Here is a 25,724-nt window from a genome sequence, read left to right as displayed (position 1 = left end):
TTATTTGTTTTTTTATATCTTTTTAATTGGCACAAATAAATTAACCTTTAACTTTCCGTCTAGATCTTCAGCAACATTATTTAAGCAAAACTCTAAATTATCTCTATCATAATCTGCATCATACTCACTATTTGGTAGCCACTCTGCATACATGTATTGATACGCTTCACTTAATTTATGAGGTTCATCATAGAACTGGTATAGACCATATGTACCTCCATCTAATCTTTTAAATTGCACATCATGATGCTTTTCTTTATCGAAGTTTTCAGGAATCGTAACACATGCATCATGCCGGCACTTATGACTTGCAACAAGTTCAGGATTATCTAATGATATTCCGATAAATGATTGCTCTGGTGGATAAAGTTTATTTTCAATTGACCAATTCAGTAACTTTCCCCAGTGATCTTGTGGTTCAAAGTAGCTACCAGTTCGTCTTATATATGCTACTTCTAATGGTGGAAATTTTTTTATAAAAACTTTCATTTACATCTTCTCCCCTATAAATATGTACACTGTTTATTTAGCTTTCTTTAAATATTTATTCCTTCTTAAATAAAAAGAATCCTCTAATCACATGAATTTTAATTGAAATACAATTGATTACTATTACTACTACTAAAGTAGTATGTACTTTCATACTTTTATTTGATTTTAAATTCTTTTTAAATCGATATATTAATTGTAAGAAAATAAAAAGGTAGAGGATTTTAATTGATTAAAGGAATATACGAAGCGCATTTACCAGTATAATGTCCTATCAATTTATCATTAAATAAATGTAAAAAATGACCCTATTTATTCATTTTTAATGCGTATGTATGTACATTTGTTAATTTATTCGATATATTATGGGTATTGAATGATTACGTGAAGTGTATAGGTCGCTTATATAACACCTTATATTTTTATATCCGTGAAAACTACAAAGTGTATGAAAATCCATTTGTCAAATGAATTTAGTGCGGAAGGAGGTTTGTGGTTACTTCATAGGGTATAATAATCAGTTTTTTACTGATAAAAATATAGGAGGCGACATAATGTTTCGTACGATTTCAAATTTCATGAGAGTAGCTGAGATAAGAAGGAAAATCCTTTTTACACTAGCGATGTTAATCGTTTTTCGAATTGGCACGTTTATTCCAGTTCCTCATACTAACGCAGAGGTATTAAAAGTACAAGATCAAGCTAACGTTCTAGGTATGTTAAACGTATTTGGCGGAGGAGCATTGCAACACTTCTCAATCTTTGCTGTAGGTATTACACCATATATTACAGCTTCCATCATAGTACAGTTACTACAAATGGATGTTATACCTAAATTTTCGGAATGGGCAAAGCAAGGAGAAATGGGCCGTAAGAAATCAGCTCAATTCACTCGATACTTTACAATCATTCTCGCATTCATACAGGCCATCGGAATGTCTTATGGCTTTAATAATATAGCAGGTGGACAATTAATAACAGATCAAAGCTGGACTACATACTTATTTATTGCGACAGTTTTAACTGCAGGTACTGCATTTTTACTTTGGTTAGGCGAACAAATTACCGCTAACGGAGTTGGTAATGGTATTTCGATGATTATCTTCGCAGGTCTCGTTGCCGCCATTCCAAATGTTGCAAATCAAATTTATTTACAACAATTCCAAAATGCTGGCGATCAGCTATTTATGCACATAATAAAAATTGTTTTAATTGGACTCGTAATTTTAGCGATAGTTGTTGGTGTTATTTACATTCAACAAGCTGTACGTAAAATACCGATCCAATATGCAAAAGCTGTTTCAGGAAACAATCAATATCAAGGAGCAAAAAACACTCATTTACCGCTTAAAGTAAATAGTGCTGGTGTTATACCAGTTATCTTTGCTTCTGCATTTTTAATGACGCCGCGTACAATTGCGCAGCTCTTCCCTGATTCAAGCGTATCAAAATGGTTAGTTGCAAATCTTGATTTCGCACATCCAATTGGAATGACACTTTATGTCGGTCTTATTGTTGCTTTCACATACTTCTACGCATTTATTCAAGTAAATCCTGAACAAATGGCTGAGAATTTGAAAAAGCAAAATGGATATGTTCCTGGTATTCGTCCTGGTAAAGCAACTGAACAATATGTAACTAAAATTCTATACCGTTTAACATTTATCGGTGCAATTTTCTTAGGTGCTATTTCTATATTACCGCTCATATTCACGAAAATTGCTACGTTACCACCTTCTGCTCAAATTGGTGGTACAAGCTTACTTATCATTGTCGGTGTAGCACTAGAAACTATGAAGACGTTAGAAAGCCAGCTTGTAAAACGTCATTATAAAGGCTTTATTAAAAAAGTGAATTAATTATCAAAAACACAGTTGGTTATTTTTCCAACTGTGTTTTTGATTTTGTCAGTCCTGTAATATACAGGGCTATTGCTTTATTAAACTACATCTCCTTCTCTAATAACCGCCCTTTTTTGAAATAAGTCCGTAGTGTTGAACGATTGGCCAAAAATACACCAATCAATATAAGACAAGCCCCCATTCCCATTGTAGGATTTAAAGGTTCTCCTAAAATGATATATCCCACAATTATTGCAATTAATGGTGATACATATAACCACGTCGATGGAAATACTGGATTTGTTTTTGATAAGAGCCAGTAATATAATCCGTGTCCACCAATCGATCCGATAAATATGAGATATAAAATAGGCCATTGCACACTCCATGAAGTTAATACGGTTACATTTGGTTGTTCTACAATAATAGATGCGATTAGTAGTAAAATCCCTCCATAAAACATTTGAATACCGTTAATAAGAAATGGTGATACATTTGATAAATCTGACAGTATTTCTTTCGAACGAATAGAGCCTATTCCGTAAAATAACTCCCCTATAACTAACACAATACAAGCAATACTCCATATGAAACTTACTTGTTGATGCATTCCTGGTAAAGAAACAAATATAACACCTGCTAGTGCAATAACTAAAGCAACGAGTTGTTCCTTTTGTAATTTCTCCCTATTCCTCTTTGCTTGTATTAATAAAATCATCATTGGTCCCGTAGCAGAAAGAACAGCAGCTAATCCCGAAGAAATATATTGTTCTGACCAATATAAACTTGCGAATGTCATAAATGTTAAACAAAATCCAGCATACATAATGCGTTTTGAAAATATATGTGGCATAATTTCTTTTCGCTTTAATTTAAAAATAATCATAAGGATTATGCCCGCTAAAAAGAAGCGAATTCCTGCTGAAAACAACGGTGGCGCCCCTGCTTCAATTCCAATTTTTATCGTTAAAAATGTTGTCCCGAAAATAATACATACTAAAATGTAATTAAAAATGACCATTTTGCTTCCTCCTTTTTACTCTTAGAATGAGTATAGAGGCTATGGTGTATAACAGTGTATCGGTACATATAACAGTTACTTCAAGTTGTAGTTGATTCCCTATATATTTTTCGCTTTAATTAAGTTAAAAAGAAAAATAGGTGAACCTATGAAAATTGTATTGCGTAAAGAAACAAACATACCGTATTACAAGCAAATATATATGCAAATTGTTGACAGAATACAAAGTGGTATGCTTTCACATGGTGAATCTCTTCCTTCTTTACGTTGTATGGCCACAGATTTACAAATCAATGTATTAACAGTTCGTAAAGCGTATAAACAGTTAGAAACGAAAGGGTATATACGCATCGAACAAGGAAAAGGTGCTTACATATATAAACGGGTAAAGAAAGATTTCAAACCAATTCCGTATAAATGGCAACAAATGAAAACGATTAATGTTATGCGTTCTCAATATGCAATGAATAAGCACCGTAAATATTATAATTTTTCACAAGCAATTCTGTATCCTCGTCTGTTACCAAATCCATTTTTGGCAGATGAAATGCATAAATTGCTGGATAAAAATCCGATGTTGTTAGCAACTTATGGGCCAGTTCAAGGCGATTATGAATTGCGAGTTGAAATAGCAAATTACTTAAATGAACACCAGAAATTAGTGACAGACCCATCTCAATTATTAATTACAAGCGGCGCACAACAAGGAATTGATTTAATTGCTCAAACATTATTAAAACCTGGAGATATTGTATTAGTAGAAAGTCCATGTTACAGTGCTGCGCTTGATATTTTCATCAATAAAGGTGTTCAAATCATTCCCGTTTCTCTTGATAATCATGGAGTTCGCTCCGACTTAATTGATGATATTTGTCAAAGTAAAAATCCCGTTTTATTGTATACGAATCCCACCTTCCAGAATCCGACAGGTACAGTAATGAGTAAAGAACGAAGAATGGAACTTATAGAACTATCGGAGTTATATCAATTTTTTATTATTGAAGATGATTCTTTCGGAGAAATATATTTTGAGGATGCTATAATCCCGCCCCCAATCAAAAGTTTTGATAAGGATGGCCACGTAATATATATAAAAGGATTTAGTAAAACGTTAGCACCAGGACTGCGTATCGCGGCACTTATTGCCGATGGTCCTATTTTTGAATGGCTATATGCAGTAAAAGGTTCAATGGATATCGGTAGTCCTTTATTAACACAGAAGGCACTTCTACCGTTTTTACGTGCAGAACGTATGAAAAACCATTTAGAAAAATTACGTACAGCTTTACAAATGAGACGTGATTTAACAATCGATATATTATCGCCATTAAAAGAACTACACTTTGAAATACCAAATGGAGGTTTTAATTTATGGGTGACACTACCTGATTCGATAGATCCCTTTACCTTATTACAAAAAGCAAATGAAGTAGATGTCTCTTTTTTACCAGGAACAGCTTGTCTATTAAATTACGAAACAAATGATAACCAATTAAGAATTAGCTATTCAATGTTAAACGAGAAAGATATGGAAATTGGATTAGAAAAATTACACGATACAATACGAAACAGTATTTGTTAGAAGTAATATCACAATAGCTAACAATAAATAATACTCGAAAATGAAAATGTATAGTATGGGATATTATTTATTGTTGAGCTTTTTCGTTATTCTGAACAACCGGTTTTAAAACTTGTCTTTCTTTTAATTCTTCAACAAGACCATATTGATCAATAATAATTGCTTTCATTTCCTCTCCTCCTTGCTGTTTATTTTAATAACATACAATTATTTCTCAAAATTTTTTGCCTTGAATTAACATATAATTATTTTTGGGGGTAATTATGCAAGAAGCATTATAAAGTGAAACTTTAATCAACCCTCGCCAATCGGGCTTTTTCGGGAAGTTGGTCCCCTCCCAACTTCTTTACTTTCCCTGAATTTTAAGATGGGACTCTTACTGCCCAGCAAATAGCGGGATGAATTCTACCACGAATCTTACACACATCTTAGAATCATCCAAAACTGTTTTATTGATCAAATTCAAAAGAAATGGGGCTAACTATATGAGTGAAAAGATGTTTAAAATAAACGGAATTGATATATGTACAGAAAGCTTTGGAAACCCTAAGAACCCTGCTATTTTATTAATTATGGGCGCTACATGTTCCATGGTTTATTGGGATGAAGAGTTTTGTGAGCTGTTGGCTAGTACGGGGAAGTTTGTTATTCGCTTTGATAACCGTGATGTTGGACGCTCTGTTGCCTATGAACCTAGAACTTCCAATTACACAGTAACAGATATGGCTGAAGATGCAATTGGAGTACTAGATGCTTATCATATTGATAAAGCTCACCTATTTGGCATGTCATTAGGTGGTATGATTGCTCAAATTGCCGCTGTAAAACATCCCGAAAGAATTTTGACGCTAACTTTACTAGCGACTAGTGTAATAGGATCTGATGACAATACTCGCGATTTACCTCCAATGGACGAAAGGATTTTAACACATCATGTAAATGGCACAAGTATAGATTGGGCAAATAAAAATGATGTGGCAGAGTATTTAGTTTCAGGATCTCGTCTATTATGTGGATCAGAACGAATATTTGATGAAAATAGAGTTTATAAACAAGTAAAACAAGAAATAGAACGCGCAAACAATTTATTAAGTATGTTTAATCACGCTTTACTTCAAGGTGATGATGCATATGAAGGTGTACTTCAATCCATACAAGCACCTACATTAGTTATTCACGGAACAGACGATACAGCACTACCATTTGAACATGGCCTCGCACTAATTGATGAAATTCCAAACTCAGTACTATTAACCCTTAAAGGGGCAGGCCATGAAAACCATCCAGATGACTGGGAAAGCATAATTAATGCTGTTTCTAAACATACATCTAAAATTTAGATAAATAACTAATGGAAGGGTCACAAATTGTATTGTGCCCCTTTCATTTACAAACAAAACCCCATCACTGTATTCGTATGTATAGTGATGGGGACTTCTTATATTTTTCTATGTTTAAAAAAATGGACAATCTAATTGATCAACAGATTCCCATAATTTTTTTTTTGCATTTTCAGTGGATGTATTTGTGTCTAGTGTCATGTTTTTAAAAGGGTTTACTTCGACTTTTAATAAGGATGAAGGCTCCACATATAATGAGAAAACATGGCTGCTTGGTAAAGCTTTAGAAACGTCAATATCTCCTACTTGTTTGAATAGTTGCTGCGCAGCAAAGAAGAAGAAATTAGTTGGATTTGATTGTTTATTCAGCCACGCAAGCATTTCAGGTGATACCGATTTATGAATATTGATTTTTACTCGATCACCACGTTTATATCGCCTAGATCGCATACTTCCACCAACTAACTTATCGTTAAGTTTGTAAATCCTAACTCTTTTTGCTTATGCTCTCTATATTTTGGCGAACAAGTATAGACTAATAATCCTCGTGCATTTGTAAATAACGGATTATCTACAAAGATTACATTTTTGAGTCGTCCTTTTTGCTTTAAAATCATTTTTAAACTGTTTTTAATAATTACTGCACCCCCGCCATAAATAAACACGTATGGATCGTCTTTCATATCATCAATTTTATTTATAATATCTGTTGCAACACGCGCTGCTAAACCTAATAGCGCTGGCTGTGATTCCTCAACTAATAATGTATTTCTCGGATGCTTATCATTTAAATAAATTTGATTGAATTCTGTAATGCTATCAATCGTTTTAGTTGGATACTTCCGGTTCCATCTCGTAATGATTTGTAGTAACGTCTCTTTTACACCATAAGATAAACCTTTACTTAGTTGCGGACGGAAATTCACCCCTAATGAAACGACTTCTTCTGTCGTCCCTGCGCCAATATCAAAAGAGAGTAGAGTTTTATCTACAAAATCAATTTCAGAAACTTGATTTTGCTCACATTCTATTTTATGTTTCACAACATTTCCTTCTTCATCGTATACAATGCCCCACGTCCCAGAAGCACCCTCAGGCAGGCATTTACAATACTCAATTGAAACATTAATTGTCACATCGCGTCCGTTCGGATAATGGAAAATAACCTTATGATTTCCCATATAACGTTTTGCATTTTCAGCAGCTATTTCTTGTGTAATAAGCTGCATAGGAAGAGCGACAGATAAATCATAACGAATATTAATATGGCTAGAAGTTGGACTTTGACGCATAGCGCTTACCGCCAAACCTGATAGTATTGTAATAACCATTAACTCATCCGTTGACTTATTTGATTTCTTCTCTACCTCAGTACCTTTTAATTGATCTTGAATGACTTTTTCTCCAACGATGTATCGTACATTATTTAGCATTAACGATGGCGAACTTATAGTCACATCAATGTGGTTTTCTAATTCAGATAATGAAACATCTACCTCATCTAAGAGTCCTGTAGGCTCACCTATATATAAAGAATAAATACTCGGAATAAAAATAGGGTCTTGCCCTTTCACCATTAACTTCAAACCGTTGTTTCCTGCATCTGCACCAGCTTTTAAAAGTATAGACATAACTACCCCCTAAATTAATCTGACATCCCTTCCAAATATATGCGAGCCCATTCTTTTACATTCAAATGTATTGTAATTTTTTATTTATCATAGAACTAAAATATTACATACTTACATATTTCGTGTAAAAAGTATTTGACATGATACTTTTCCAATTTTATACTTATATTTGTAAAGAGTTTTTTACAATCAAGGGGGCAATTATTTATTGAATACTAAAAAAACTATTTTTATAATCATTGTTTTAGCATTAATTGCAATACTAGTACATGGCACATATAAATACATAACTGAAGGTTCTATTTTGGGCGGTACGATTTTTGCTATTTCGTTAATACTTAGTAATTTAATTAATTACATTACTTGGGGAGATCCCCACGGTGTATCAGAAGAAAGTCAAGATGAAATGGGACAACAAATTACATATAAAAGCTTTAAAATTGCATATTTTGTGCTTGTAATTGTAATGTTCCTTATATTAATCTTCTCTGAAGGATTTTCTATGGGGGCTAATTTAGATGGAGTAAAAAACCTCCCTCTGTTCATCGCAATTTGCTCTTCCTTCTTTATTTATCCTATTGTCGAACTCGTAGTTGCAAAACAATATAAGTAAAAAGATGAGGTTTTCTACATGTAGAAAACCTCATCTTTTTATATTTACATACTCTCTACAATTGCTTTTAATTTATTCACAGTCCGCCAATTCCTAACTGTAGCTGGTGTATGTAACTTCTGAAACTGGTTCATTAATTTAGAATTTCGAATGCTATTTTTAAAAAATAAATAAACGACCTTCTCATCTATATAGCAATCTTCAAGTTCACTTTTAAATATAAGCAATTGACTACTCTCTTCTTCAGAAAGTACATTAGCTAAAAAAGCAACATGAACACTTTCTCCTTCTAACAATGAATGAACTTCATACGGACATTGCTTAATAATATTTATAAATTCATCATGTGTTCTTAGCATGACTGGAACATCGAAATCAAATTCATTTTTTATTTCCGTTTGTATTCGGTCTTTTAGAAAGTTTATATCTTCCTCAGATTCGAACACGATATTACCACTTTGTATATACGTTTTCACTTGTTTTAACCCTATTGATTCAAACACTCGTTTTAACTCAGCCATTTTGATTACTTTATGTCCACCGACATTGATTCCTCTTAGTAATGCAATATAAAGTGTCATACTATTCCCCCCACAATAAAATGAACTTATCAATTGAATCGATTTCCCCACTCATATTTCTCGGATATTTGTTTTAATTCTTCTAACATATCATGAATAGATAATACCTCAAATAAAATAATATACTCACTTGAAAAATGGTGATGATAATGATTTGGTTTATAATCTTTTAAATCATTTTTATAACTCCAAGTTGAGATATTAAAAAATTCACAAACTAACACTGTAAGAAAAACTGCAATCCCAGTTTTAATCACTCTTCCCCCAACGATATTCCATTTTCTATCTTGATTTATTTTTTATATCCTTCATTTCTATTTCATTTCATATACATATATTGTATATTATTAAAATAAAAAAACCTACTACATGAATATTCAAGAGTAAGTTTTCTATCTCATTATTTCATTATAGACAAATGCATTATTATTTGTTGGCCTATTGGTCCCATTCTTCTAAAACCTTTATCTTGGAAGCCGACTTTTGCATATAAATTTTGTGCAGGAATATTTCTTTCATTCACAGCAAGTACAACTTCATTTTTTATTGGAAAATAACGTTTTACAAACTCTTCTAATAATAACAATGACTTTTTAGTGAATCCTTTTCTTTGTCTATTGTGATTTATAGAAAATGATGTTAAAAGTAAAGCATCCTCATTATCTGTGAACTCCTTTACTCTATCTCCCGTTTCCAATGCGAAAAGACCCACCGGTACCCCATTGTAATCTAAAATAACAATCACATTTTTTGTACGATCACTTTTTGCTTTCTCCAGTAATGCGCTTGGATCTGATGTAAACTGAACTTGTTCACTTGGTAAAGTAAATGTTTGTATAACTTCTTTATATTTCTCCTTATACGGAACTAATTGAATTTCCCCTGTGTGTATGTTCATGCTAAACTCTCCCATTTTTTAGCTTATTAACTTATACCTTGCTGTGCTTTTGAATGCACTCTTCCATCTAAAAAGGTAATTTCAACAAATGAATTTGGATTGTTTCCTTTCCAAGCAAAAATTTGTTTAATTTGTGTAGAATGTTCTATCCCTTCTTCTATAAGTAAATCTCCTTCAAAACCAATTAAATCTTTCACTTCTGTATAAGTCATCCCTTCATTTATACTCGAAAAATGATTTATATTGATAGACTCTTTCTGTTGCCTTTCCATCACAGTAGAAGAAGTTGCTGTTTGATTTTTCACTTCTTTTCTCTGTTCACACGCTTTCATACTGAAACCTAAGCATAAACTAAACAATATACATGCGCTTTTTTTCATCATAACAGTTGTCCCTCCCATCATAATTAAACCATATTTTTCCTTAAAAATAAACTGAATATTTAATATTGTATTTAAAAACCTCGTACAATTAAGTACGAGGCTAATTTCATTTATTCAAATGATTATTTGATTGATCATCCTGTTCTTTTCTTAACTCTTGTTCTTCATCTTTTGGTAATTGTTTATCATTATCTTTAATTGGATTCGTTTCTCTATTTTCTATCATATCATTTGGAACTTGTGGCATTACTCGGCCCACAATAGCGGCTAATTCATCTAGTATACCTTCACCTGTTTTTCCTTTTTTAATTTGCTTTCCGATTTGTTTGAGCCGTTCATACGTATCAACATCTGCTACAACGACTGCATTAGCACCGTCAGGGTCATTTTTTAAACTTTCTGCAACAGAGTATTTAATTGATTCAACTCGAGTTCGATCAAGTTTTGCTTTTACATCAATACCTACAATAGCATATTTTCCCACAACGACCGCCGTTGCATCATTCACACCTGGCACACTTGCTGCTAAAGATGCTAAATGATCTGCTGCTTTTTCATTTGGCTTATTTGATTTATTCGTATAATTAACATTTTTCATTGAAACATTTTTTTGTTCCGGCTTTTCGTTTGGATTGTCTTTTTTTCCAATACTGCATCCAGTTATAACGAAGCAAAGCATCAATATATATATTAGAGTTTTCATTATTTTCACCACTTCACTATTAAGGTTTAATCATAAATTTTTTCAACAGCTTGCATTTTCTTTACCTTTTCCTCGGCCCCGCTATTAGCATTAATGAATATTTGGTACGTATCTTTTCCTAAAGTGCCTACAAATTCATAGCAAAGCACTTCATTATGCAAATCATTGACTACTAAAGCTTTACGTTCTTCCATGACTTTTACATCCGGATTGATTTTCTTTCTTGCTTCTGCTGCAGTTAGCTTTGCCGATGGAACTGTTCGCTTTTGATGTGACGCTAAATATTCTTTTGCGGAGAACCCAACGATAGAACCATCATCTAAAGCAATTTTCATTTGGATTGCTTCTGGATAAATTCGTACTCCATTTTCATTTACTACATACGTAAATACACCAACATTATCATATTGAGAGCTATCATAAAGCTCCATATTATTAAACTTATGGTCCTTTAAAAATTTCAAACCTTTACTACCTGCATCGTTTAAACTAACTTTCTGTTCTTTAATTTCGCGGTTATTCATAACCCAAATTGGATATCCGCCTTTTCCGGTAATATCCATATAGAACTCATTATTCGTTGCTTCATCTTTAATTTTCACACTATAGAAGGATTCTTTCGCACCTTTTCCGCTTTTCTCAACATCTACTTTTTCATTTCCTTTTAAATTCAGAAACGATTTTGCGATTTTCGCCGCTTCATCTTTAGAAATTGCCTTTCCTTCCGCTTCAAATCCGCCTTTTTTATTTTTTTGCGCACTTGTAAAGATCGGTCCGAAGTTTGTAGAAGAATATGATGTTACGTTTTTCTCTACAGTTTTCAATCCATCAATAATTGTGTTATCTGCTGGATCGCGATTTGATGCAAGTGCCATTTCTACATCCATCCAGCGTAAATTATTTTTCAAAACAAGATGTTGTACTTTTCTTAGTTCATCTTGTATATTTCCTGCATTTGAATATAAAGTTTGTAGCGTTTTATATTCTTGCTCATTTAACGGCTCTTTTTCTAAATCACGAATGGCTGCACGGTAACTGAAATCACCGATATTCGCTAAAAATTCTTCCGTTTTATTAAATGGCATTAATGTTAAAGGAAGTTGCCCTACATCCGAGCGAGCTTCAGATGTTAAACGCCATACATCAGCTAATGCAGGTGATAAAGATGATCGTGAATTCATCGCAAGTGTTGTGCCAATTTTATCGTGTAATAAATCGACTTCGTATGCTAAATCATGGAATGCACGTTGATAGCTATTTTCCGCTCGAATTAAAACTGCATTTTTCTCTTGGTGCTCTTTATAGCCCCAATAGCCTGTTCCTACTACACCGACTGTTAATAATACAATGATAATACCTCGTAACATTGTCCCACCTCCGCTCTATTTACAGAAAATATGTTTACCGATTTTTTTAATTTGTGGACGAGTCCAAATCCATTTACTAGTCGCAGTATCTGGATTGAAATAATATAAAGCATTTCCTGTTGGATCCCATCCGTTAATCGCATCTAAAACTGCTTTTTTTGCTGTTTCATTTGGCGTTAAATATATTTGTCCATCGGCTACCGCTGTAAATGCTCTAGGTTCAAAGATTACACCTGAAACAGTATTTGGGAATGACGCACTTGTAACACGATTCAAAATAACGGCAGCTACTGCAACTTGTCCTAAATACGGTTCACCACGCGATTCTCCGTATACTGCGTTTGCCATAAGCTGAATATCATTTTGAGAATAACCGTTCGGAACATTTGTCCCTTTATTTTGAGGTGGTTTATTCTCTTGTGCAGTGCCACCGCTATTTCCTTTATTCGTTGTCGTCCCTTTATTAGCAGTTGACTTGTCATACTTCGTTGCCTTCACGAGCATTTGCTTCGTTTTAGCTCCAGCTAAACCATCAACGGGTAATCCGAATTTCTCTTGAAAATTCCGAAGTGCCCAATATGTACCCCATCCGAAAACACCATCCACTTTTCCCGTATAAAACCCGTTATATTTCAAACGAGATTGCAGTTCAATGACATCTTCGCCAGATGCTCCTCTTTGAATAACTTGATTAGAAAAAGCTTCTACATTCTTTAATTGTATACTACTGACCATTAAAGACAGTCCTATGAACGCAAGTAAAACTGCTATTTTAAAAATAGCTTTTTGGCGCATAATTTTCCCTCCTTAATTACGGAAATGATTTCTTGGTTATGTTTTGTAAAAGCCTCGCTTTTATGTAAAGAAGACAAAAAAATCCAAACTAATATCGTTGAAAAAATATGTAAACAATATAAAAAAGGATAAAAGGAGTTCATCATGAAAAAATTGTTAAAACGTGTCGCACTTGTCATTCTGTTCCTAACAACATGTTCAAATATATATACAGGCTTATCAATTGTTCATGCGCAGCCGCCGTATGCCAAATGGGGTAAACTTGCCGTAGAAAAGACGAAAGAACAATACCCAAAAGCAGAAATTATTGACTATCTTCATATAGGTAGAAAACCAAAAACAGTTCAAATAACTGTTGAAAAATTTAAATTGTGGTTACGTGAGAACGGAAAAGAATACGGTGTTTTTGTTGATGTAGAATTTGAAACGAAGACGGAGAAATTTATAAAGTTGTCGTTTCAGAAGACGAGTAGATAAAGTGAAACCTTAATCAGTGGGGGTTTTGTTCATCTCCCACTAATCATCAGCCCTCACCAATCGGACTTTTACGGGCAGCCCGACAAATAGCTGGATAAAGTGAAACCCCCACTGTTAAAAACAGACACAGTGGGGTTCTTGCATTTCTAAAATTCTTTTCTAAAGTTTCGATTCCCTAAAAATCTTACCAATATACAAATAGAGCCAATTACAACTGCTATCCCTATACTGTATAAAAGTACTTTACCATATCCACCTATTCTCGGATCTAAAAACGGATATGGATACCAATTCACGATTGGACCACGTATTAAGCTATATACAACGTAAAAAAACGGGAATAAAAGCCAACTTGCAGCTTGTTTCCAAGTGATTTTCTTAATAGGTGGATTTAAAATCCAATCTAAAAGCATTGTAATCGGCATGATATAATGTAGCACAGTATTTACCCATGGTATTGCCGTTTGAAGTGACTCTTCTAACCCTCTTAGTAACAAAAAATAAACGAGTCCTGTCGTAAGTATATATACCGTCGCCGCACCACGAAGTATACTAAACTGCTCTGAGCGACCAAATGTAGCTGTTCCGATACTACTTAAAAGGAGAATACATGCAACTAAAATGTTACTTTCGATAGTAAAGAAACTAAAAAAGTTAACTGGATTGAACGGTTTCACTTGTGCCCTGATTATGAATTGCGTAATAATGGCGCTACATACTAGAAGACTTAAACAGAATCTAAATAAAGATAAAATTTTTTCATCCTTCATACATTCCCTCCTTTTCTTATATATAATTAGAATTTCCCTGTACATGCTCAATAAATAGTTTTAATGGAACGAGCCCACGTTTTGGCATATGACTACTTATAATAGCTACTACTTCTAACTGAGGAATGATAACGATGTATTGTCCGCCGTATCCCATAGCGAAATATATACAATACGGTATGTGAAATCTTTCGGTATGTAATACCCACCAGTGATATCCATATGCGCCGACATGTTCATATGTTTCAAAATGCGCCCTACTTGACTCTTCTAACCATTTCGCTGATACAATTTCTTTTTCATCCCAATATCCATTTTGCAAACATAATTTTCCTAATTTTAATAAATCGGTAGATTTCATTTTCATACCGAAGCCGCCGACATATATACCCTGCGGATCTTGTTGCCACTCGTATTCGTTAATTTCTAATGGATTAAATAAATATTTCTTTGCAAACCGCTCTGTCGACATTCCAGTAGCTTCTTGAATAATATAGCTCAGTAAATGAGAAGAACCTGAATTATAATTCATTTTTGTAGCAGGTTCTTCAATTATTGGCTTTTCTAATATGTACTGTACCCAGTTCTCTGATTCTACAAAGTCATTTGGGAATACTACTCCATTCCCAAACTCTTTCCAGTCCTCACCAGTAGTCATTGTTAATAAGTGATATAGTGTTAAATTATGTTTTCCCCTAGGTACATTTTCAATCCACTCTGTGATCGGTGTATGTATATCATTTATATAGCCCTTATCAACTGCAATACCAATTAATAAAGATACGATACTTTTTGTAATCGAATTTATTTTATATAAGTTATTTGCACATTCGGGTGTTTTATAATACTCAGTTGTTAATTGTCCTTTTTGATAAACAAGAAATGTATTCACTTTTTTCTTTTCGAATTTATTTTCTAGTTGCTTGAAATCCAAAAACTTTACCTCCATTTAAATAGTTAATCCATTTATTATATCTTGTTCCTTCATTTTAAACATAATTGTGCTCAAATAAAAATAAACCTGTCAGCCATAATGAACTGACAGGTTTATTTTTATAATTTCGTACGAACATTCCAAAGCTCTGGGAAGAATTGTTGATCAAGTACTCGCTTTAAATAAGAAACACCGGAGGATCCACCTGTCCCCATTTTATGTCCAATAATTCTTTCTACTGTTTTCATATGACGGAAACGCCATTGTTGTAGCCAGTCTTCAATATCAATCAATTTTTCAGCAAGCTGATATAAATTCCAATATTTTTTCACATCCGCATACACTTCTAACCATGCTGCTTCTACTGTTGCATCTTCTTCATAAGGCTGCGTAATATCACGGTTTAACACATCTTTATGAATAGGGAATCCTTCTTTTACTAATGCTTGAATCGCGACATCATATAGACTTGGTGCATGTAGCGCTTTATGAAGTCGTGCATGTAATTCTGGATCCTTTTCATAAATTTTTAATGCATGTGGCGTTTTATAGCCAAGTGCATACTCAATCATACGATATTGATACGATTGAAAACCTGAAGCTTGACCGAGTGAATCACGAAACTCAATATATTCTGATGGTGTTAATGTCGCAAGAATATCCCAAGATTGAATAATTTGAGACTGAATTTTTGATACACGTGCTAACATTTTAAAAGCTGGTTGTAATTTATCTTGTTTAATAGATTCAATCGCCGCATTTAGCTCATGTAAAATGAGCTTCATCCAAAGCTCACTTGCTTGGTGAATAACGATAAATAACATTTCATCATGATGGTCTGATAATCTTTTTTGAGAAGATAGTAAACTATCTAATTGTAAATATTCCCCATACGTCATATTCTCTTTAAAATCCGTATGAATCCCTTTTTCCATAATTACTTTTTCATTTTCTTTCATATTAGCCAAACGCCCCTTTTATATGATTCTACTTATATTGGTCTAATAACGGCTCGAACTGGACTTCCATCCGCATCAGTTAATGCAAGTGGTAATGCAATCAATTCATAATCACCGTCTGCTACATGATCTAGTACGACATTTTCTAAAATATGAATTCCATGTTTAAATAATTGATGATGCGCTGCTAATTCTTTATCATCTAGCGGATCAACTGATGGGACATCTACTCCGATTAAACGAATACCTTTCTCCGAAAGAAAAGGTGCTATGTCTGCACGTAAATGAGGGATCACATCTGGAAATTCTTCAGCTTTTCCATGTGAAGATGTACGTAATAATAATCGTTCTACACCTTCTAAATGAAAGCTTTCTAATTCCTTTTTCCCGATGCTTTCAAGATTAGAAACGTCAATAATCCGTGCTGGGCCAACATAAACTTGAACATCTAAATCCAATACTTTCTTTCCATCATTATCAAAATGAAATGGTGCATCAATATGAGTGCCTGTATGAATACTCATCGTTAACTTTCCAACATTTACCGAGCCACTTTCTTCTTTTGACCATGAAACTTCATATGAGAACGGTGTGTCTCCTGGCCACGTTGCAATATCATTATTTAGCGGTTGTGAAATATCAATCCACTCTGATGTTTTCATGCTTATGCCACAACCTCTCGCTTATTTTCAAACTGTTTATACTCTTCTTCTTTCATAATTTTCTTTAATATTTGTACAGATTTCCACACTTCTTCATATGTGTTATATAAAGCGACCGGCGCCAGTCTTACTCCATTAGGTGCTCGGAAATCAGGGATAACTCCATTTGCTTTTAGCGCTTTACAAATACGTGCTGCTTCTGCATGTTCTAAATATATGTGCCCGCCACGTTTTTCATCCTCTAATGGATTTCCAATTGTAAATCCGAAATCTTTTAATTCGTGATCAATTAAATTCAGCATATATCTTGTAATATGTAAAGATTTTTCGCGTAAACGTTCAATACCAGCATCTTTAAACATTTCAAGAGAACCAATTAAAGGTGCTGTACTTAATACGTGCGGTGTACCAATTTGATAAGCACCTGCATGATCGGCAGCTGTTAATATATGCTCCATATCAAACTGTTTATCTTTTCTAGAACTAAACCATCCAGACAATCCTGGCAGTCTATTAAAATGTTTACTATTTACATAAAGGCCTGCAACACTACCCGGTCCTGCATTTAAATATTTATAATTGCACCAAACAGCAAAATCGACATCCCAATCTTTGAAATGATGCGGAATAGATCCTATTGAATGGCATAAATCAAATCCAATGTGAATGCCGCGTTTATGAGCTTCCGTTGTTAAACTTTTCATATCAAGAATTTGACCACTTCTATATAAAACAGAAGGTAATAAAATTAAAGCGATATCATCTTCCATCGCATGGATAATATCTTCTTCAGAAAGTGTTCTACCATCTCGGCTTTTCACTCTTACTAAATGCTCCTCTGGATCTAATCCTTTTAAACGAATTTGACTTTGAAGTGCATAAATATCTGATGGGAAAGTCAATTCATCCGCAAGTATTTTTGTACGTATTCCTTTCGGCTCATAAAACGTCGCAATAACTTGGTGTATATTCGCAGTTGTGGAACCGGTTACAATAGTTTCTTCCGGTAAAGCTCCAATAAGAGGGGCTGTAAGTTTACCTAATTTCTCTGAAAGGAAAAACCACGGATGCTCACCTTCTGTCCAGCCGTCAATACCATACTCTTTCCACGAATCTAGCAACGTAAGTAATGATTTCTCTGCTCTTTTTGAAAGTAGCCCTAATGAGTTTCCATCTAAATATATAGTACCTTCTTTTTTATAGAATTCAGTTTGAAAATCTTTCAGTTCATCATGTTTATCACATTCAAGCGCATACTCATAAGTTGGTTGAAATGGTTCTTTATACATGGTGTCACCTTCTCTTAATTTTCTTTTTATTCTAACTAATTGAAATATATCACCTTAATTGATACAACGTCAATGATATTATGTCAGTTGACTTTATATATGAACTTCTTTTACAATACAATTATATTTTCAGATATTTCAGTATAAAGAGGTGATTCTTTGAAAAACAGTACCCTTTCATCAAGAAAACACCGCTCCTTAGAAACGAAGAAGAAACTATTACACTCTGGTTACACTATTTTTATACGTAACGGATTTCAAAAAACGACAATTACACAAATTATTAAACATGCAGAAACCGGATATGGTACAGCATATGTATACTTCAAAAACAAAGATAATCTCCTAATTAGTTTAATGGAAGATGTTATGAATCAATTTTATGATATTGCTGAGCGCTCCTTTTCGCCTCAAACAAAAGAGGAAGCACATAAAATGATTCAAAATCAAGTTAGAGCATTTCTACAACTAGCAAAGAAAGAACGAGCTATTTTACAAGTAGTACAAGAAGCGATTGGATTATCAAAAGAAATACGTCAAAAATGGGACGAGATACGGGAACGCTTTATAAACAATATTACGCAGGATATTACATACTCTCAAGAAAGTGGATTAGCACAGCCTGAATTAAATAAAGAAATTGTAGCACGTGCTTGGTTTGCGATGAATGAGATGTTTCTTTGGACGATTGTGAAAAATGATAACAATCTAGAGTTGGAAGAGATAATATATACATTGACAGAAATGTATACCACTGGGTTATATAAATAGCACATCTTCAATAAATAAGGTGTGCTATTTTACATCTATAAAAATATATTATCCGGGTATGGTAGTGCTAAAGGAGGCTTTTCAGAAAATGAGAAATATTGTAGTTTTAAAGATTCACCATCTATCGATTTCAGTTTTCCACTAGTAATTTCACATTCAAACACAACAACAATATATTCTACTTGATCGCCATTCGGATATATATGACGGAACCTTTCCCCTCCAAATACCCCTTTTTGTTTTTTTACTTGTACTTTCAATCCTGTTTCTTCCCATACTTCCCGAATTACTGCTTCTTCTGGAGTTTCTCCAGGTTCAATTGCTCCAGCTGGCAAACTCCAGTATTCTCCACCAGGATATTGAAATAAGATTTTCCCTTGCTCATTTTTAATAACAGCAGCTATACTCGGTATTAGAATTAGTTCACAGCCTAATTGCTCACGGATTTTTTTATAATATAGCGACATCGACATATAATTCTCTCCCACTCCAATAATAAACAACTGTATTTTCTGACACCTATTGTATAATAATACCAATAGCAATTTCTATATAGAAAGGATAAGAAAATGACCCAAGTACAACTAGTAAATAGCTTCCTATCATTTTTAGGTACGACAAAACAGCCTACTAGCTTAAAGTTTTTAAATGAGCTTATTAAAGCTCATCAAGAAAAAGTAAAGTGGGAAACTCTTACTAAAATAATCGACTGGGAAAAAGGTAAGAAAACAGAGGATTATTTTCCTTCCATTGAGACATACATAAACTGTATTACAACAAAAGGTCTCAGGGGTACTTGTTGGACGCACTCAATTAGATTTCATTGGTTATTATCAAATCTTGGTTTTAATGTTCATTATATGTATATGGATCCCGGACATTTATGCTTACGGGTTAACTTAGACCAACCTTATTATGTTGATGTTGGTTATTGTGCACCTTTATTCCAATCTTACCCACTTTATGAATCATTTCAAGTAAGTAATGTAAGAGAAACTTTCACTTATGAAGTCTCAAATAATAGGATTAAAATTGCTAGAAATCCAGGTCCAGCAAAAATCTTACATGCAGAGCCAATACATTTATCAAGTATGAAAGAACTCATTACAAAGTCTAACGATTGGCATACATCTCCTGTATTAAAGAAAATTCAGATTTTCGGTTATATCGATGGTATTCCAACTTCTATTAATGATAATGTTTTAAAACGATATTTCCAAGGTAAGAAAAGAGAACATAACCTTACCTCTTTTGAACTTACTTATTGGATAACAGAAAGATTTCGTATTGATCAAGAAATATTTGAACGAGCTATTAAAATTTTCAATGAAAAATCTTCAAATAATAAAAACGTTACTCAATCCTTTGAGTAACGTTTTTCTCTTAATATGTCTTTAATATTAATTTTCTTTATTATAAGCAGTTTCTACACACTCTGCTAGACGCTCTATTTGTTCTATAGTTAAACCTCGTGAAATCCAGCCTGTTAACTTATACATCATTTTATAATAAAAATTACTAGGTTCATATTCTGAAATTACTGTTAGTGCTGTACCTTCCTCATCTTCTTCTAACATATAAGTCATTGCTGAATATCCTTGCTTCATTTCACTACCAAGTGAAATAATATGCGGTGCATCGTATTCAAGGATTTCTACTTCAGCCTCGAATATTTTCTTACCGACTTTTTGAACAGTAATATATTTATCTCCTACACGTGGATTCTCTTTATCCATATTTGAAGGATAGCGATTTTCTATTATAAACGTATTCCATTCTTTTATTTTTTCATCTTCTATTATGTAGTCACATACAACATCCAATGGTGCTTTTATTACTATTTCAATTGCAAAACTCATTATAATGCCCCTCTCAAATACCCTATCCATTTCTATTTTAACTAAATCATTATGCCATATTTTATATAGTGAAATACAAGTAGAATTTCAACTTTTTATTGTGAGGGGGATTCAATAAATAATCATTTTTTATTAATTTAAAAACTTATTCATATAAAATATTTTATTAAAGATACAACAATTAAAAACAAAGCCACGAGTAGTAAAGCAATTCCTATACTTCTATTTTCTTTTCCGTTATTTTTTAAATTTTGCACACCTAAGCTAACTAACATAAACCCTAAAAGCGTTTGTAAAATTAGCATACTCAGTTCCGAAGTATCATTCCAACTATAAATGGAATACCCCATTATAATAATTGCAAGTAAAACAGTTACGATCCTATTCATACGCAAACCCTCCCTTTTTAAAAAGAAACCGCTAAGTTTTCTTAGCGGTTTTATTAACAATTTATATTTAGTAAATGTGCTTTTCATGAATTTGATATAAGTCAAAAGAATTTCCTGTCCAATATAACTACGCATGTTAGCCCACTTTTTCTTTATTCAGTCTACTTACAATTCCAACAATAAATTTATATTCAACCCTTCTCTTCTTATCTTTCTTAAAACCCTCTTTCGTATCAAAAATAAAACAAGTTTTCCGAAACCAAATACGTACGTATAATGACTCAAAATAAATAGGTTTTATAATACCTCGTTCTTCAAATTCAGTCCCATCTTTATTTTCAGTTTCCGTTCGAACAAACCACCTATTCCCGATTCCAATTTCAATGTACTTCACACACTAACCTCCATTAGGAAATTTCCCTTCTAACAATTCTATTATTTCCCCGGTAAGCGCACATTCCGACAGAACATGAGCCCACAAAGAAAAAGTAGATTGCAAAAATCTACTTTATAACTTATATTTTTGCATTCGTTTATAAAATGTACTACGGGGTACATTTAATAGTTTTGCAGCTAACGAAACATTTCCATTTGTCTTTTGTAATGCTTCAATCATGCTATCACGCTGTATTTTTTCGCGAAAATGTAATGTATGTTCTGTTTTATTTTCAGCTTGCAACTCAAGTTGTTCTTGATTTCCCATCATTGTTTGTATCAAAAAAACGACTTGTTTTTCGCATATTTCCCGTCCTTGCGACAAAATGTAAATACGTTCTAATACATTTACTAGTTCCCGAATATTTCCGGGCCATGTATGTTGTAAAAATTGATTGTATATACTCTTTGGAAATACAACATTCCAATTCTTCCGTTCGCAAAAGTGTTGTATAAAATATGGGATATCCTCTTTTCTTTCTATTAACGATGGAACATATAACGGATAAACGTGCAAACGATAATATAAATCTTGACGGAATTTCCCTTCTTCTACTAACCGTAGTAAATCTTTATGTGTGGCAGTAATAATACGAATATTTACTGGTACCAATTTTGAACTCCCAATTGGAGTTATTGTGCGTTCTTGTAAAACACGCAATAATGCTACTTGCATCTCTGGTGGTACTTCACCAATTTCATCTAAAAATAATGTTCCTCCGTTTGCTTGTTCAAATTTCCCTTTATATCCTTGACGTCGCGCACCTGTAAATGCACCTTCAGCATAACCGAACAATTCACTTTCCATTAATTCTTTAGGCAAAGAACCGCAGTTAACAGCTATAAAGGGCCCGTCTTTTCTTGGACTATTTTCATGAATCGCTCTCGCGACATATTCCTTTCCTACTCCTGTCTCACCACATACATACACACTAGCATCAGTCGGTGAAACAAGCTTAATTTCTTCTAGTGTGTGTTGAAATGCTCTGCTTGTCCCGGTAACTCCTGGAAAAGTAATTCCTTTTATAAATGTGAAAGTAGAATATGTATTCATTTGTTTGTTTTCCTTTAAATACATACATTTCCCAATCATTCTTTCATTACTATATACCGGTATCTCTAATTTAGTTTCCAATCCATGGTGCATTAACTCTTCAACTTTCATTCTTGACCAATTATTTATTCGTTCACGAACGCTCTTACTCGCAGAAACGATAACATCACGATGATTACAAATAACTACTTGTTCATCACTATCAATAACATCTAAAAAACGATGAATTAAGTGTAATTCATTTTGATGAACTCTTATGCTACATTCACGTTCTATCGCATGTGCAATTGAAGTTACCATACCGAGCATATATGGATGCGAAAATTCAATTGGACACGAGAAATCTAGAACACCAATTAATTTCCCATCATCATTATGAATGGGAGCAGCCGCACAACTCCAGCTATGAGATGCCACGGTATAATGTTCAGTACCACTTATCATAATAGCTTCTTCAATTTCTAGCGCTGTTCCAATTGCATTTGTGCCAACAGCTGCTTCCGTCCATTTTACACCTTCAATAAAATTAATATGTTTCGCTCGCTTTAACGTTTGTTTATTTCCACTTAACGATAGAACATAACCATCTGGATCGATTAATAATGCCATCATTTGTAGTTCATCAATGGTTTTTCTCATATTTTGTATTTGAGGTAATGCTATATCAAGGAAAATTTCACTCTTTTTCTTTTGTTCTTGAAAAAAAACAGAAGACAAAATTTTCTGACCTTTACTCATATGAGGATTCACATTTGCTTGTTTACATCGGTACCATGATTCTGAAATTCTTTCGTTTATACGGTTCGAATCAAGGACTCCTTCATCAATAAACTTTTTCCATGTATGTAAGTAAAACGGTGAAGCTAACATTGTATCATCTCCCTTTTAATTGTTTTGGAGATTTATAAAACATACTTTTATTATAAAACTGTATAAAAGCGTTTTCAATAAAACTAGCAAGACGACACAAATATGTTAATAATTTGAATATCCTAATGCATTTCTTTATTCTTTTTTAGTAGCACTATATTTTGTATAATGGACGCAAAGAAAATACATAACCAAAACCACTTTTGTGGATTACCATTTATAAAGAAAACAATCACGGCTATTGCAAATAAAATAGTGGATGCTAAACTAAAATATAATTTTGTTCTAATTTCTATTATCCCTCACCCCTCTGTTACTTTACGGTACATACTAACTCTTCATTTTTCATCTCTACTATGTACTCCTGTAAAACATATTCTTTCCCGCCATGGTTTTCATACCATTCATGTATTCTTTTAATATGCCTCTCGTCACTTCTAATTTTCGATTCTATTTCATTATACTGTTCATAACTATCATATTCCCATATGGCAAATACTTCAGACGTACCATTCTTATTATCTTTCATCCAGCGTCCTATTAGCCTAGAACCATGCTTTAATTGATTAGGTAAGTTCGTATTATTGAAATGATCATTAAATACTTCTATGAATTCATTTTTCACTACATAGTACTTCCTTCTGTAAAACATACCTCTTCCCCTCTTTTATGAAAAGTATTAGTAAATCTTCCCATCACTACCGTATTATAATACTTTCCATCCGATAGTCTTTTGTCATTTTTCAAAATGCCTTCTACTTCAAAACCTATTTTTTTATAAAGATGAATAGCTTTCTCGTTTGTCTCTAATACTTGTAAAGATATTTTATTTACTGCATTTTCGTCAGCCCATTTAATAGATTGTTGTAATAGGCTCTTACCCATTTTATATCCCCAAAACTCTTTTAAAATGCAAACACCAAACTCCACTTTATGAGATAATCTCTTAAAATTTGATCCTTCACACCTTGAAAATCCAACGATTCGATTGTGCACTTCTGCAACTAAAAAGAGATTCTTCGTTTCTTCACTATCTGTTTTTATTATTTTTTGAAACCCTAGGTCATCTATAAATCCCTCTCCAGCATCTCTATCCATATTTTCAGTTTCTCCATCAATCTGAACTCTAATTTTCGATAACTGCTCAGCATCTTTCTCAGCTGCAGAACGAATTGTATAAGTTAATCCATTTATATGAAACTCTTGCTCTTTTACAATCATGTCAAACTCCTTTCAAATGAATATAATGGCGCTATTACAACTTGTTTACCTTGTTTCTCAAATTCCTGAACAGTTTCTTTACTAGCCTCTTCGTCAGTTATAATAAGGTCAATTTCTTTTAGAGACTCTCCTCTTATAAAACAATCTATTCCAAGTTTATTATGCGGAGCTAAACAAATATTTCTTCTAGCAATTTCACTTACTCTTTTACTAAAATAAGCAACTTCAGGTGTTGCAGTACTAATACCTTGTAATGAAATGCCTCCACCTGTAGAGAAATAAAAATCAATAGAAAATCTACTTATCAATTCAGAGGCAAATGTATCAGTAATATTTCCTGAAGGCTTTACTTTTCCACCAATTAAATATGTATCGATGTTCTTATATTCTCTTAGATGACCAGCTATTTCTATAGAATTCGTAATAACCGTAAATGATACTTCCGGTAAATATTTCAGCATCGCATTATGAATGGAAGCCCCGCCAATAAAAATAGAATCATCTTCTTGTATATAAGATGCCGCAACTTTTGCAATTGTGTCCTCATATATTGAGCTATCACTATAACGTTTAGCTGGTTCCGCAGCTAAGTTCCTCACTCGCGTAAGTTCAATTGCACCTCCGTGCGTTCTTTTTAATAAACCATCCTTTTCCATAATAGACAAATCTCTTCTTATAGAATCAATAGACATATCAAATCTTTCCGCAAGTTCCTTTGCGATTACTCTTCCATCTGTATTAAGTAGTTCTAAGATTCTCTCTCGACGTTCTTCAGTAAACATGTTATCAC

General features: G+C 33.3%; 30 protein-coding genes. 7 read left to right on the top strand and 23 right to left on the bottom strand.

The annotated features are described in order from the left end of the window. Positions 1 to 12: 12 nt before the first annotated feature. The gene (locus tag ACTFR8_RS01095; protein WP_000862353.1) at positions 13 to 489 is read right to left on the bottom strand and encodes an AraC family transcriptional regulator; all 477 of its coding nucleotides are present in this window, start codon (positions 487 to 489) and stop codon (positions 13 to 15) included. A gap of 554 nt (positions 490 to 1,043) precedes the next feature. Here ACTFR8_RS01095 and secY point away from each other — a divergent pair. Beyond that, positions 1,044 to 2,348 (top strand): preprotein translocase subunit SecY, encoded by a 1,305-nt coding sequence (gene secY / locus ACTFR8_RS01090; RefSeq protein WP_000490133.1) that lies wholly within the window; start codon positions 1,044 to 1,046, stop codon positions 2,346 to 2,348. A gap of 85 nt (positions 2,349 to 2,433) precedes the next feature. Here secY and ACTFR8_RS01085 read toward each other — a convergent pair whose 3' ends face one another. Beyond that, complete coding sequence (locus ACTFR8_RS01085) at positions 2,434 to 3,351, bottom strand: DMT family transporter (protein WP_000234333.1); 918 nt, start codon at positions 3,349 to 3,351, stop codon at positions 2,434 to 2,436. 148 nt (positions 3,352 to 3,499) lie between these two features. On the opposite strand from ACTFR8_RS01085, the gene pdxR reads away from it, so the two are divergent. After that, positions 3,500 to 4,933 carry a MocR-like pyridoxine biosynthesis transcription factor PdxR gene (gene pdxR / locus ACTFR8_RS01080; RefSeq protein ID WP_000706791.1) on the top strand — a complete coding sequence of 478 codons (1,434 nt, stop codon included), beginning with the start codon at positions 3,500 to 3,502 and terminating at the stop codon, positions 4,931 to 4,933. Between the two features lie 485 nt (positions 4,934 to 5,418). Further along, positions 5,419 to 6,273 carry an alpha/beta fold hydrolase gene (locus ACTFR8_RS01075; RefSeq protein WP_001291319.1) on the top strand — a complete coding sequence of 285 codons (855 nt, stop codon included), beginning with the start codon at positions 5,419 to 5,421 and terminating at the stop codon, positions 6,271 to 6,273. A gap of 114 nt (positions 6,274 to 6,387) precedes the next feature. Here the strand turns inward: ACTFR8_RS01075 and ACTFR8_RS01070 are convergent, their stop codons facing one another. Together ACTFR8_RS01070 and ACTFR8_RS01065 are read right to left on the bottom strand one after the other, a co-directional pair. Further along, the gene (locus ACTFR8_RS01070) at positions 6,388 to 6,723 is read right to left on the bottom strand and encodes a hypothetical protein (protein ID WP_001257760.1); all 336 of its coding nucleotides are present in this window, start codon (positions 6,721 to 6,723) and stop codon (positions 6,388 to 6,390) included. A gap of 11 nt (positions 6,724 to 6,734) precedes the next feature. After that, positions 6,735 to 7,904 carry a ParM/StbA family protein gene (locus ACTFR8_RS01065; RefSeq protein WP_000025622.1) on the bottom strand — a complete coding sequence of 390 codons (1,170 nt, stop codon included), beginning with the start codon at positions 7,902 to 7,904 and terminating at the stop codon, positions 6,735 to 6,737. A 208-nt stretch (positions 7,905 to 8,112) separates the two neighbouring features. Here ACTFR8_RS01065 and ACTFR8_RS01060 point away from each other — a divergent pair, with 208 nt between their 5' ends. After that, positions 8,113 to 8,517, top strand: a complete 405-nt coding sequence (locus ACTFR8_RS01060; RefSeq protein ID WP_001093143.1) for a hypothetical protein — start codon at positions 8,113 to 8,115, stop codon at positions 8,515 to 8,517. Positions 8,518 to 8,561: 44 nt separating this feature from the next. Here the strand turns inward: ACTFR8_RS01060 and ACTFR8_RS01055 are convergent, their stop codons facing one another. From ACTFR8_RS01055 to sleB, 6 genes are all read right to left on the bottom strand, one after another. Beyond that, the gene (locus ACTFR8_RS01055) at positions 8,562 to 9,098 is read right to left on the bottom strand and encodes a DUF1697 domain-containing protein (RefSeq protein ID WP_000177396.1); all 537 of its coding nucleotides are present in this window, start codon (positions 9,096 to 9,098) and stop codon (positions 8,562 to 8,564) included. Between the two features lie 400 nt (positions 9,099 to 9,498). Continuing rightward, positions 9,499 to 10,011, bottom strand: a complete 513-nt coding sequence (locus ACTFR8_RS01050) for a GNAT family N-acetyltransferase (RefSeq protein WP_252210018.1) — start codon at positions 10,009 to 10,011, stop codon at positions 9,499 to 9,501. An 11-nt stretch (positions 10,012 to 10,022) separates the two neighbouring features. Next, a complete protein-coding gene (locus ACTFR8_RS01045) occupies positions 10,023 to 10,379 on the bottom strand; it encodes a hypothetical protein (protein ID WP_252210019.1) in 357 nt (118 codons plus the stop codon). A gap of 106 nt (positions 10,380 to 10,485) precedes the next feature. After that, the gene (locus ACTFR8_RS01040; RefSeq protein WP_000854053.1) at positions 10,486 to 11,082 is read right to left on the bottom strand and encodes a YhcN/YlaJ family sporulation lipoprotein; all 597 of its coding nucleotides are present in this window, start codon (positions 11,080 to 11,082) and stop codon (positions 10,486 to 10,488) included. Positions 11,083 to 11,108: 26 nt separating this feature from the next. Then, positions 11,109 to 12,449 (bottom strand): germination protein YpeB, encoded by a 1,341-nt coding sequence (gene ypeB / locus ACTFR8_RS01035; protein WP_252210020.1) that lies wholly within the window; start codon positions 12,447 to 12,449, stop codon positions 11,109 to 11,111. A gap of 15 nt (positions 12,450 to 12,464) precedes the next feature. Further along, positions 12,465 to 13,244, bottom strand: a complete 780-nt coding sequence (gene sleB, locus ACTFR8_RS01030) for a spore cortex-lytic enzyme (protein WP_001249053.1) — start codon at positions 13,242 to 13,244, stop codon at positions 12,465 to 12,467. 144 nt (positions 13,245 to 13,388) lie between these two features. On the opposite strand from sleB, the gene ACTFR8_RS01025 reads away from it, so the two are divergent. Then, on the top strand, positions 13,389 to 13,721 hold the full coding sequence (locus ACTFR8_RS01025) for a DUF3889 domain-containing protein (protein WP_000734900.1): 333 nt from the start codon (positions 13,389 to 13,391) through the stop codon (positions 13,719 to 13,721). Positions 13,722 to 13,867: 146 nt separating this feature from the next. Here the strand turns inward: ACTFR8_RS01025 and ACTFR8_RS01020 are convergent, their stop codons facing one another. The 5 genes from ACTFR8_RS01020 to kynU all read right to left on the bottom strand — a co-directional run bounded on the left by ACTFR8_RS01020 (position 13,868) and on the right by kynU (position 18,335). After that, positions 13,868 to 14,491 carry a Pr6Pr family membrane protein gene (locus ACTFR8_RS01020; RefSeq protein ID WP_000650953.1) on the bottom strand — a complete coding sequence of 208 codons (624 nt, stop codon included), beginning with the start codon at positions 14,489 to 14,491 and terminating at the stop codon, positions 13,868 to 13,870. A 16-nt stretch (positions 14,492 to 14,507) separates the two neighbouring features. Then, positions 14,508 to 15,425: a serine hydrolase domain-containing protein gene (locus tag ACTFR8_RS01015; RefSeq protein WP_000346263.1), complete on the bottom strand. Its 918-nt coding sequence runs from the start codon at positions 15,423 to 15,425 to the stop codon at positions 14,508 to 14,510. Between the two features lie 119 nt (positions 15,426 to 15,544). After that, positions 15,545 to 16,384, bottom strand: coding sequence for a tryptophan 2,3-dioxygenase (kynA, locus tag ACTFR8_RS01010; RefSeq protein WP_000661957.1), 840 nt, complete (start codon positions 16,382 to 16,384; stop codon positions 15,545 to 15,547). A 32-nt stretch (positions 16,385 to 16,416) separates the two neighbouring features. Continuing rightward, positions 16,417 to 17,046 (bottom strand): arylformamidase, encoded by a 630-nt coding sequence (gene kynB / locus ACTFR8_RS01005; protein ID WP_000858061.1) that lies wholly within the window; start codon positions 17,044 to 17,046, stop codon positions 16,417 to 16,419. A gap of 2 nt (positions 17,047 to 17,048) precedes the next feature. Next, on the bottom strand, positions 17,049 to 18,335 hold the full coding sequence (gene kynU, locus ACTFR8_RS01000; protein WP_098292947.1) for a kynureninase: 1,287 nt from the start codon (positions 18,333 to 18,335) through the stop codon (positions 17,049 to 17,051). Positions 18,336 to 18,494: 159 nt separating this feature from the next. On the opposite strand from kynU, the gene ACTFR8_RS00995 reads away from it, so the two are divergent. Then, entirely contained in the window at positions 18,495 to 19,106 is a 612-nt protein-coding gene (locus tag ACTFR8_RS00995) for a TetR/AcrR family transcriptional regulator (RefSeq protein ID WP_000798555.1), read from the top strand. Between the two features lie 35 nt (positions 19,107 to 19,141). Here the strand turns inward: ACTFR8_RS00995 and ACTFR8_RS00990 are convergent, their stop codons facing one another. Then, complete coding sequence (locus ACTFR8_RS00990; RefSeq protein WP_000062913.1) at positions 19,142 to 19,579, bottom strand: NUDIX hydrolase; 438 nt, start codon at positions 19,577 to 19,579, stop codon at positions 19,142 to 19,144. A 96-nt stretch (positions 19,580 to 19,675) separates the two neighbouring features. Between ACTFR8_RS00990 and ACTFR8_RS00985 the strand changes: the two genes are divergently transcribed. Beyond that, the gene (locus ACTFR8_RS00985; RefSeq protein ID WP_044584531.1) at positions 19,676 to 20,479 is read left to right on the top strand and encodes a hypothetical protein; all 804 of its coding nucleotides are present in this window, start codon (positions 19,676 to 19,678) and stop codon (positions 20,477 to 20,479) included. 27 nt (positions 20,480 to 20,506) lie between these two features. On the opposite strand, the gene ACTFR8_RS00980 is transcribed toward ACTFR8_RS00985, so the two are convergent. From ACTFR8_RS00980 to ACTFR8_RS00950, 7 genes are all read right to left on the bottom strand, one after another. Continuing rightward, positions 20,507 to 20,965 (bottom strand): SRPBCC family protein, encoded by a 459-nt coding sequence (locus ACTFR8_RS00980; protein ID WP_000006410.1) that lies wholly within the window; start codon positions 20,963 to 20,965, stop codon positions 20,507 to 20,509. 149 nt (positions 20,966 to 21,114) lie between these two features. After that, the gene (locus ACTFR8_RS00975) at positions 21,115 to 21,354 is read right to left on the bottom strand and encodes a DUF3953 domain-containing protein (protein ID WP_001080075.1); all 240 of its coding nucleotides are present in this window, start codon (positions 21,352 to 21,354) and stop codon (positions 21,115 to 21,117) included. Positions 21,355 to 21,490: 136 nt separating this feature from the next. Then, on the bottom strand, positions 21,491 to 21,748 hold the full coding sequence (locus ACTFR8_RS00970) for a DUF3977 family protein (protein WP_000873842.1): 258 nt from the start codon (positions 21,746 to 21,748) through the stop codon (positions 21,491 to 21,493). A 114-nt stretch (positions 21,749 to 21,862) separates the two neighbouring features. After that, on the bottom strand, positions 21,863 to 23,713 hold the full coding sequence (locus tag ACTFR8_RS00965) for a sigma-54-dependent Fis family transcriptional regulator (protein ID WP_000881384.1): 1,851 nt from the start codon (positions 23,711 to 23,713) through the stop codon (positions 21,863 to 21,865). A 313-nt stretch (positions 23,714 to 24,026) separates the two neighbouring features. Then, on the bottom strand, positions 24,027 to 24,365 hold the full coding sequence (locus ACTFR8_RS00960; protein ID WP_000499993.1) for an NIPSNAP family protein: 339 nt from the start codon (positions 24,363 to 24,365) through the stop codon (positions 24,027 to 24,029). Next, the gene (locus tag ACTFR8_RS00955; protein ID WP_000635674.1) at positions 24,338 to 24,934 is read right to left on the bottom strand and encodes a GNAT family N-acetyltransferase; all 597 of its coding nucleotides are present in this window, start codon (positions 24,932 to 24,934) and stop codon (positions 24,338 to 24,340) included. Before ACTFR8_RS00955 ends, ACTFR8_RS00960 begins: the two co-directional genes overlap by 28 nt. Then, a complete protein-coding gene (locus tag ACTFR8_RS00950) occupies positions 24,931 to 25,716 on the bottom strand; it encodes a DeoR/GlpR family DNA-binding transcription regulator (protein ID WP_000493656.1) in 786 nt (261 codons plus the stop codon). The genes ACTFR8_RS00955 and ACTFR8_RS00950 overlap by 4 nt, the downstream gene beginning before the upstream one ends. Between the last annotated feature and the right edge of the window lie 8 nt (positions 25,717 to 25,724).

The sequence above is a fragment of the Bacillus cereus group sp. MYBK15-3 genome (assembly GCF_051916765.1).
GTDB classification, from domain to species: Bacteria; Bacillota; Bacilli; order Bacillales; family Bacillaceae_G; genus Bacillus_A; species Bacillus_A cereus.
This window is presented reverse-complemented; position numbering and strand designations above follow the sequence as displayed.